Source organism: Planosporangium spinosum, from assembly GCF_049999945.1.
Lineage (GTDB): Bacteria > Actinomycetota > Actinomycetes > Mycobacteriales > Micromonosporaceae > Planosporangium > Planosporangium spinosum.
In genome coordinates this window covers 309,545-317,883 of the sequence record NZ_JBLYUB010000006.1, presented here as the reverse complement: position 1 = coordinate 317,883, position 8,339 = coordinate 309,545, and the positions used below count along the sequence as shown (strand labels likewise).

13 protein-coding genes are annotated in these 8,339 nt (G+C 70.1%); 3 read left to right on the top strand and 10 right to left on the bottom strand.

Annotated features, from left to right (window positions below; genetic code table 11):
• A partial coding sequence (locus ACNTMW_RS11545) for an IS110 family transposase (RefSeq protein WP_426633431.1) occupies window positions 1-415 on the bottom strand: 415 nt, incomplete at its 3' end.
• Between the two features lie 670 nt (window positions 416-1,085).
• Here ACNTMW_RS11545 and ACNTMW_RS11540 point away from each other — a divergent pair.
• Window positions 1,086-1,445 (top strand): STAS domain-containing protein, encoded by a 360-nt coding sequence (locus ACNTMW_RS11540; RefSeq protein ID WP_426633430.1) that lies wholly within the window; start codon window positions 1,086-1,088, stop codon window positions 1,443-1,445.
• Window positions 1,446-1,536: 91 nt separating this feature from the next.
• Here ACNTMW_RS11540 and ACNTMW_RS11535 read toward each other — a convergent pair whose 3' ends face one another.
• The 7 genes from ACNTMW_RS11535 to ACNTMW_RS11505 all read right to left on the bottom strand — a co-directional run bounded on the left by ACNTMW_RS11535 (window position 1,537) and on the right by ACNTMW_RS11505 (window position 5,733).
• Window positions 1,537-2,046, bottom strand: coding sequence for an isochorismatase family protein (locus ACNTMW_RS11535; RefSeq protein ID WP_426633429.1), 510 nt, complete (start codon window positions 2,044-2,046; stop codon window positions 1,537-1,539).
• 115 nt (window positions 2,047-2,161) lie between these two features.
• Entirely contained in the window at window positions 2,162-2,725 is a 564-nt protein-coding gene (locus ACNTMW_RS11530) for a type 1 glutamine amidotransferase domain-containing protein (protein WP_426633428.1), read from the bottom strand.
• Window positions 2,726-2,917: 192 nt separating this feature from the next.
• The gene (locus ACNTMW_RS11525) at window positions 2,918-3,142 is read right to left on the bottom strand and encodes a DUF397 domain-containing protein (protein WP_426633427.1); all 225 of its coding nucleotides are present in this window, start codon (window positions 3,140-3,142) and stop codon (window positions 2,918-2,920) included.
• A 243-nt stretch (window positions 3,143-3,385) separates the two neighbouring features.
• Entirely contained in the window at window positions 3,386-3,586 is a 201-nt protein-coding gene (locus ACNTMW_RS11520; RefSeq protein ID WP_426633426.1) for a DUF397 domain-containing protein, read from the bottom strand.
• A gap of 78 nt (window positions 3,587-3,664) precedes the next feature.
• On the bottom strand, window positions 3,665-4,558 hold the full coding sequence (locus ACNTMW_RS11515; protein WP_426633425.1) for a helix-turn-helix domain-containing protein: 894 nt from the start codon (window positions 4,556-4,558) through the stop codon (window positions 3,665-3,667).
• Between the two features lie 115 nt (window positions 4,559-4,673).
• Entirely contained in the window at window positions 4,674-4,973 is a 300-nt protein-coding gene (locus ACNTMW_RS11510; RefSeq protein ID WP_426633424.1) for a DUF6232 family protein, read from the bottom strand.
• 322 nt (window positions 4,974-5,295) lie between these two features.
• Complete coding sequence (locus ACNTMW_RS11505; protein WP_426633423.1) at window positions 5,296-5,733, bottom strand: hypothetical protein; 438 nt, start codon at window positions 5,731-5,733, stop codon at window positions 5,296-5,298.
• Window positions 5,734-5,818: 85 nt separating this feature from the next.
• On the opposite strand from ACNTMW_RS11505, the gene ACNTMW_RS11500 reads away from it, so the two are divergent.
• Window positions 5,819-6,658, top strand: a complete 840-nt coding sequence (locus tag ACNTMW_RS11500) for a phosphoribosylaminoimidazolesuccinocarboxamide synthase (protein WP_426633422.1) — start codon at window positions 5,819-5,821, stop codon at window positions 6,656-6,658.
• A 21-nt stretch (window positions 6,659-6,679) separates the two neighbouring features.
• A complete protein-coding gene (locus ACNTMW_RS11495; RefSeq protein ID WP_426633421.1) occupies window positions 6,680-7,255 on the top strand; it encodes a hypothetical protein in 576 nt (191 codons plus the stop codon).
• Between the two features lie 46 nt (window positions 7,256-7,301).
• On the opposite strand, the gene ACNTMW_RS11490 is transcribed toward ACNTMW_RS11495, so the two are convergent.
• Complete coding sequence (locus ACNTMW_RS11490; protein WP_426633462.1) at window positions 7,302-7,748, bottom strand: hypothetical protein; 447 nt, start codon at window positions 7,746-7,748, stop codon at window positions 7,302-7,304.
• Window positions 7,749-7,791: 43 nt separating this feature from the next.
• A complete protein-coding gene (locus ACNTMW_RS11485) occupies window positions 7,792-8,142 on the bottom strand; it encodes a hotdog fold thioesterase (protein WP_426633461.1) in 351 nt (116 codons plus the stop codon).
• Window positions 8,143-8,339: the final 197 nt, after the last annotated feature.

The window sequence follows — 8,339 nt, the reverse complement described above, 5'->3', positions numbered from 1 at the left end:
AGCCGACCAGCATTTCCAGCTCGGCCAGGGTCTCGTCGCCGGTGTCGACCCGGCGCAGGGTGTGCGGCAGGGTGCGGGCGGCGTCGGCGATGACGAACGCGTCGCGGGCGTCGGTCTTGGCCTTGCCGGGGTGCAGGTCGGCCAGCCGGCGCATGGCCAGGCCGGGCAGGTAGGCCACCTGATGGCCGCCGGCGCGGGCGACCGCGACCGGCAGCGCGCCGATCGAGGCGGGCTGGTCGACCACCGCCAGGATCGTGCCGTGGCGGGCGAGCTTGTCCAACAGCTTGCGCAGTCCGGTCTCGGTATTGGGCAACGCGGCGTCGTGCAGCCGCTTGCCGTCGCGGGCCAGCGCGACGGCGTGGTGGTTGCCCTTGCCGACGTCCAAGCCCAGGTACACGCCGTAGTCGCCGTGCACGCCTCGCCTCCTTGCTACGCGCCTGGTGTCGGCCGCCGGTGTGGGCGTCGGACTGCCAGCAGCCACGTTACGAAGAGACCTGTCCCGATACTCGGGTGGCCGTGTCCCTATCAGCGGTCCGCCGACGCCACCCGGCCCGGCGACAACACCCCCCGGATCATGCGTGCTACAGGGGCAGTCAGTCATACCGGGCCGAGCGACCGAGCAGTCCCCGGCTGGGGACGATCAAAAAGGTAACGGGCGTCGGCCCAGCCCACCGGTTTGACGGTTCTGCCCCGTCTTTGACGGTTCTTCCCCATCAAATCCGTGATGCCGTTACGGTTCGTAACCGCCCCGGCTTCCCGTCAGACCTGCGGGTTCCCCCGTACGGCCAGCATCCCCTGGCCATACGGCCGCGTCCCACCGCATCGCGTCACCCTGGTTGATCACGAACCGTTCTCCAAGAGGACACACCAACTCGGCCGATCGCTTCCCGACCGGAGCGGTCATCCAGTGACGCGGTACGCAAGGTCGATCGGTAATCGATCGAGTACCCGCTCTTCGTCGATATTTCCCACCGTACGTAGCCGGAGAGCCGACATCGGGACCCCAGTGGTGACCGAACACCTGAGGCGCCGCGACGTAACGGTCGTTAGCGTGGATGCCATCCCATAACAGGTGTTACACGATAGTGAGGACGATAGAGGTGCAAATCCAGGAAAATCGTACTCGCGACCACCTCGTGTTGACCCGGCTCGACACCGATCACGGCGACGTCTGCCTGGCCGCGTCAGGAGAGATCGACATCTGCAACGTCGACCACCTGCGTTCAACCATTAAAACGATCATCACCGAACCGGCGACCCATCGACTGACCCTGGACTTCGCCGATCTCGACTACATCGACTCCATGGGCGTGTCCGCACTGATCATGGGGCGGCGACTGGGCCAGCAGCATGGCACCGGATTCGGCGTGGTCAACCTGCGCGGCGACGTCCTGCGCGTCGTGCAGATCCTCGGACTCCAGCAGGCCCTGGCACCAGCGATCTGATCCTCTCGACCCGAGCCCATCGACCGGCACCGCCCCATCGGCCATGACGTCACCGGTCTGGTCCAGCAGAGCGTGACACCGGCGGCGACGGTCAGTCGAACGTCACGTCGTCGGCGTCGACGACCGCGGCCCCGGCCCCCGCCAACTCCTCTTCGACCTGCCCCGCCACCACCGCGGCGGGCTGCCCGTCGTCGTAGGTCGCGTGCGCGCCCCGCGCCAGCGTCACCCGATGGCCGCGGCGCAGCGCCCCCAGCGCGGTCTCCCGCACGCAGTACTCGCTCTGCATCCCGGCCACGACCAGGCGGGACGATGCCGGGACGAGATCGGCCAGCGGTGTACCGGCGAAGGAGTCGGGCTCGTTCTTGTCCACCACCCACTCACCGGCGCGCACCTCGTGGACCAGTTCCCAGCCCCGGGTACCGGGGGCGTCGGGGTCCCCCTCCGCGCCGTTGTTGCGGACATGGACGACGAGCGCGCCGGCCGAGCGCACCCGGTCGAGCAGTCTCCCGATCGAGGCGGAGACGGCGGCCGCAGCCGGCACCGGCTCGGGCGGCTGGAGCATGTTCCGCTGGACATCGATGAGCAGCAGCGCGGTATCCACCGCCGCACGCTAGCACAAACGTTCGATCGGGTGCGGCCCTCTCACCACCCGTTCCGGCCGGAAGGGGGACGGGCAAGCCGGCGGAAGGGAACGGCCGACCGGCGGAAGGAAACCGTCAACCGGCGACCTTCTGGCCCACCTTCGCGAACTGTTCGACGATCGCGGCGCAGAAGGCCGGCAGGTCGGCCGGCGCGCGGCTCGTGATGAACTGCCCGTCCACGCAGACCTCTTCGTCGACCACCTGCGCGCCGGCGTTGCGCAGGTCGGTGCGTACGCTCGGCCACGAGGTGAACCGGTGCCCGCGCGCCACGTCGGCCTCCACGAACATCCACGGGCCGTGGCAGATGGCGGCGACGGGCTTGCCGGTCGCGACGAAATCCCGGCCGGAGGCGACCGCGCGCGGGTCACGGCGCATGTCGTCCGGGTTCACCGTGCCACCGGGGATGAGCAGCGCGTCGTACTCATCCACCGACACGTCGGAAACCACCCGGTCGACCGCGAACGTACCGGCCGGGATCATGTCGAACTGCCGGGCCTGGATCTCGCCGGGGTGGGTCGAGACCAGGTCGGACCGCGCACCGGCGCCGTAGAGAGCACCACGTGGCTGCTCCAGTTCCACCCGCTCGACGCCGTCGGTGGCCAGGATCGCGATCTTCCGACCGTTGAGTGCCCGTGCCATGTCACTCGTCCCTCCAGGCTTGGCATACCGGTCAACGGCTTGCCCCACCCCGAGTCGGCGCGACGAACCGCCGGCGGTGCCCGGACCTGCCGGTCCCGGGGCACCGGCAGCCGACGATCTCCAGATGCCCGGCGCGGCGGGTGTCCACCGGTCCCGCGTGGCGGGCGTTCACCGGTCCCGCGTGGCGGGCGTTCACCGGTCCCGCGTGGCGACGGGCGGTTCGTCGTAGTCGCCGGTCCGGATCCCGCGCAGGAACGCCGCCCACTCCGGGTACGAGAAGGTCAGCCACGGACCTGCGGGGTCCTGCGAGTCACGCAGATGGACCGTGGTGCTCGCGAGCGCCACCTCGACGCATGCTCCGTTTCCGCACCGGCGACTGCTCCTGCGCCAGACAAGACGTTCACGTCCACCTGACATCCGGCTACCCCTCTCCGGGAGTCCCCCGCACCACCATAGAAACCACCGGAGGGGGCGGACAGGTGTTCGCGGCCGGCGTTCGCTGGACGCCAGACGGAAAGTTCGGGGCATTAGGACCAGGTCGGGCGATGGACATGCCTCGATGGTCGCGCGGGCGAAGGCGCGCCGGGCGGCGAGGACGGGGGCGCGCCGGCCGGTCGCTGTGTCGACTCCTCCTGGCGCGCCCGTGCGCCGATGGGGTACCTACCGGAACGTGAACTCGCCGGCGCGGACACCGGCGACGAACGCCTCCCACTCCGCTTCGGTGAACGTGAGTACCGGGCCCTCCGGGTCCTTCGAGTCGCGCAGCAGGTACGCCTCGTCGACCCTGGCCACCTCTATGCATGCGCCGCTGCCGCAGAAGCTGCTTCTGCGCCATGCGCCGGTCTGGCTGTTCGGATCCACGCTGATCTCGCCTTCTTCCTCAAGAGGAGTGACTGGGAAAAGCGACAGGGCACGCCATCCGCACCCTGGACCGGCATGTCAGCCGGGCGACTCATCTCCGACCGAGGAGAGCGCGGACTCCGCCCGCTCCGCGACGAGCCGGATCGAGGTGGCCTCGTCGAGGGCGGCGTCCCACAGGCTGTCGAAGATCGCCCGGTGCCGGTCGATCTTCGCCTTGTCCTCCACGATCTCGTCGACGATGTAGCTCTCGCGGTACATGACGGCGTCGTCGTCGCTGAGATTGATGATCTCGTACGAGCCGAACAGTGGCGGTGGCGCGTCGACGGTGAACGGCATGATCCGGGTACGGACCCGCTGCTGCTCCACCAGCCGCACCAGGTACCGCAGTTGCTCACCGATGACCCGGGCGCCACCGACCTGCCGGTACAGCACCGACTCGTCCAGCAGGACGAATATCTCCGGCGGGTCCTTGCGCGCGAGCAACTCCTGCTGTCGGCGCAGGCGCACCTCGAGCCGGACCTTGCGGTCGTCGTCCCGTAGCTCGTCGCCGTAGCTACGGAGGATGGCCTCGGCGTACTCCGCGGTCTGCAGGCGCCCGGGGAAGATCGTCATGTAGAAGTGCCGGACCGCGTCGGCCTCGCTCTCGTACTGGATGAGCTGGCGCATCGCGGGGGTGAGGTGTTCGCGCAGCTGGGGAGCGTCCCACCACATCTGGCGGCGCCGGGAGACGCGGGCGTCCTGCACCAGTTCGTCGATCCGCGCGCGGTCGGTGATGCCGAGGTAGGCGAGCAGGGGGCGCAGGTCGTTCGCGGTGATGGTGACCTCGCCGCTCTCGATGCGCATCACCTTGCTCAGCGACCACTCCATCGCCTCGGCGACCTGCCCCTGGGTCAGGTTCATGGCCTCCCGCGCTTCGCGTAGCGCGAGGCGTACGCGACGGCGCGCGACTGCTGGCGAGTCAACCGAGGCCATGCTCACCTTCTCGATCGGGCTACGGCGCTCCGCTGGGTGGCCACCTCGCTGGTGGCCAGGTCGCAAGGAGGGATACCGCTCGGCACCACGCGGTGAGCGTACTCATATCCGCCGATCAGCGGTATCCCAGACCGCCATATTGCTCAGGCCGTTCCCGCCTGCCCTCCAGTACGCGCATCAAACCTCGCTTGACCTGCCCGAACGTGCGCATGTCGGAAGACCGGAACAGCAGGATCTCGTAACCGCGGTACGTGGCGCGCAGCTCGTGACTGCGCGGCGCCGGCCACCGGCGGTAACCGGCGACGACGTGGACGTCCTCCAGCTCGTCGATCGGGAACGACTGCGGACCGGGCACGAGCACCGTGAACACCTGGTCGGTGATCACGACCTCCGGCCCTCGGTAGTAGATCGTCATCTCCTCACGCCTCTCGATCCGCGCGAGCGGCGGAGACCGGTATCCCGGGCGGCACCGCCCACCTGCCCTGCTCGCGTCACCGCTCGGGTGCCGGGTGTCGATCGAGACAGCGAGGGCACCCGGCGGACGGGTGCCCTCGCGCCACCCACGTGACCAAACCCTGTTGTGCCTCACCCGTAGCCTGAGTATGAACAGGAGCCTCCCTGCTCGCCAGGCATCAAGTTGCTATATCGCAGATAGCGCTATACCTGTCCGGAGCATCGCTCCGGCCCATCGGCTGCCCGCTCGGGGCCGTCGGCTGCCCGTTCCAGACCGGGCGCGCTCAGCCCATCCACTCGTGCCCCGGCTCACCCACGCTGCGCCTCCGCTGTTTCATCTCGGCCTCGTACAGGTGCCGCCGCCCACCCGCGAGCCCCTCCCTGGCCACCCGCTCCAGCTCCCTGAACAGCGCGTAGTAGCCGTCGTCGTAGTCCTCGACAATCTGGAACGTCCAGTGGCCGGTGATCACGTTGCGGCCGATCAGCTCGCGCTCGATCCGGCCGGCCAGCTCACCGTGGCCGGCGTCGCGCAGCAGCCGTACCGCGTCGTCGAGCATGCGATCGGCGGTTCCGGTGAGCTGGTGCATCGCGTACAGGTGGCCGCGGGCGCGCTCGGTCGTCTCCAGCGCCTTGCTGAGTATCCCGAGCGCGGCGACGGTCCTGTCGTCCAGCGCGGCCGGGCGGCGGTGCGCGGGGTCCACGGCCGGGTCCCGTTCTCGCATCCCGAGCGATTACCCCGCCTGGGCGGCCCGCACGCCCGCCAACGACAATCGGGGCAAGACCGAAATACAAGATCGGGGAGTACGGGTGGAGCTGCTGCATTCGGGCAAGGTCAGGGACGTCTACGCCGACGGGGAGGACCTGATCCTGGTCACCTCCGACCGGGTGAGCGTGTACGACGTCATCCTGCCGACCCCGATCCCGGACAAGGGCGCGCTGCTGACCCAGCTGTCGCTGTGGTGGTTCGAGCAGCTCGCCGACGTCGTGCCGAACCACGTCGTGTCCGCCACCGACGTGCCGGCCGAGTGGGCCGGCCGGGCCATCCGGTGCCGGCGGCTGGAGATGGTCCCGGTCGAGTGCATCGCCCGCGGCTACCTGGCCGGGCTGGGGCTTCGCGAGTACTCCAAGACCGGATCGATCTCCGGGGTGGCGCTGCCGGACGGGCTGGTGGAGGGCTCCAGGCTGCCCGAGCCGGTCTTCACACCGACCACCAAGGCGCCGGTCGGCGAGCACGACGAGTTCATCGGTTTCGACGACGTGGCGGCCCAGACCGGGCGCGAGACCGCCGAGACGCTACGCGACCTGACCATTCAGGTCTACCGGCGGGGCGCCGAGCTGGCCGCCGAGCGCGGGATCATCATCGCCGACACCAAGCTCGAGTTCGGCCGGGCACCCGACGGCACCCTGGTGCTCGCCGACGAGGTACTGACCCCGGACTCGTCTCGCTTCTGGCCGCTCGCCTCCTGGCAGCCGGGGCGGGCCCAGGACTCGTTCGACAAGCAGTACGTCCGGGACTGGGCCGCCGACCCGAAGCTGGGCTGGGACAAGCGGTCGCCCGGGCCGGCGATCCCGCCGGAGGTGGTCGAGGCCACTCGCGCCCGGTACGTCGAGGCGTACGAGCGGCTGACGGGCCACCGCTGGGGCTGACAAGGCCGTACCCTGTCGTACATGTCGACAGCGGTCGATTTATTGCGCCGGCGCGGGTGGTGGCTCGTCCCCGAGCTGATCGCCCTCGCCGTGCTCGCCGCGCTGCTCTACCACGCCGACCGGCGGGAGCCGGCGATGAGCCCGGCGGCGCTCCGGGAGAACGTCGCCGGGCGCGTCGCCACGGCGCTCGAGCACGCGTCACCGGCCGAGCACGCCGGTCACGGCCACGCCGTCAGCCCGGACGACCGCGTGCTGTGTACGGTCGAGGTGTTCGGCGTCGACCCGTCGGGCGCCACCCGGCCGTCCACGGTCACCCGGGCCTACGGCTTCTACCTGTGCGCGATCGGCACGCCCGGCACCCCGTACATGTGGTCGCAGATGTCCGGCGGTCCGGTCGTCGCCACGATGGGTGACCGGGTATGGGTCACGACGGCGGCCCCGGGCCAGAACTACCGCGAACAGATCCACCTGCTGATGCCTCAGTACGAGCAGCAGGCCGTGCACGGCTTCAGCAGCCAGGACCGCCCCGCCGAGCTGCAGCGACGGTTCGAGCGGCTGGTGACCGGCGCGGCCAGCGGGTCGCCTCCGGCACGCTGACCCGTCCCGCCGCCGCGCGAGCTGGCATGCCCGCCCGTAGCGCGAGCTAGCGTGCCCGCCCGTCGCGGTGGCGCAGCGTCGCCACCGCCGAACCGGCCAGCGTCATCAGGCACTGGGGCAGCTTGCCGTCGGCGATGGCCGCCCCGAACAGCGCTTCCGCGCTGTCCTCGTCGGCGTTGGCGTAGGCGCTCAGGAACCGCGCCACCCACCGCTTGTCGTAGGTCGCCTCGTCGATTCCGGGGAACTCGAGCCGCCACGGCCCGAGGGCGATCCCGTCACCGACGGTGGCGCCAGCGAGGCTCCACGCGACCTCGTACGCGCCGACCACGCCGGATCGGGTCGCCGCCTTGTCGAACGCGTCCACCACGCCGTCCCCGTCGCCGGCCAGCGCGGACCGCAGCACGAGTGCGACGTCGTCGACCAGCGCGCTGCCGCGTGCGGTGTCGAACACGTCGTCCGGTTGGCCCTCCACGGTGCGCAGCGTATCCGTCACGGTCAAGGACCACAGTCTGGTCATCCTGCGGCCCGGCACGTCGCTACGGGCGGCGTAGCGCGCAGGTCAGGCGGGCGGTGCAGAGCCGCTCGCCGGCCTCGTCGATGATCACGATTTCGTAGGAGGCGGTCGACCTACCCAGGTGCAGCGGCGTCGCCACGCCGGTGACCGTGCCGGCGCGGGCGGACCGGTGGTGCGTGGCGTTGATGTCCACCCCGACCGCGATACCGCCGTGCGTCCGGGCGGCGTGCAGGGCGGCACCGACCGAACCGAGCGTCTCGGCCAGTACGCACGAGGCGCCACCGTGCAGCAGGCCGTACGGCTGGAGGTTGCCCTCGACCGGCATGGTGCCCACCACCCGTTCCGGGCTCGCCTCGGTCACGGTGATGCCCATGCGGGTGAGCAACGATCCGGGCACGTCCGGCAGTGAATCCGGCAGATCCGGCTCGGAGGTGAGACCATCCGTCGACAGCGTATCCATGGCCCGGACGCTACCCGCCGATCCGGTTGGCACAGCTAGCGACATGAGTCACAGCCGGCCATCGACATTGACGGAAAGCGCGCTAAGGTGCGCACGGCAGATTCGGAGGG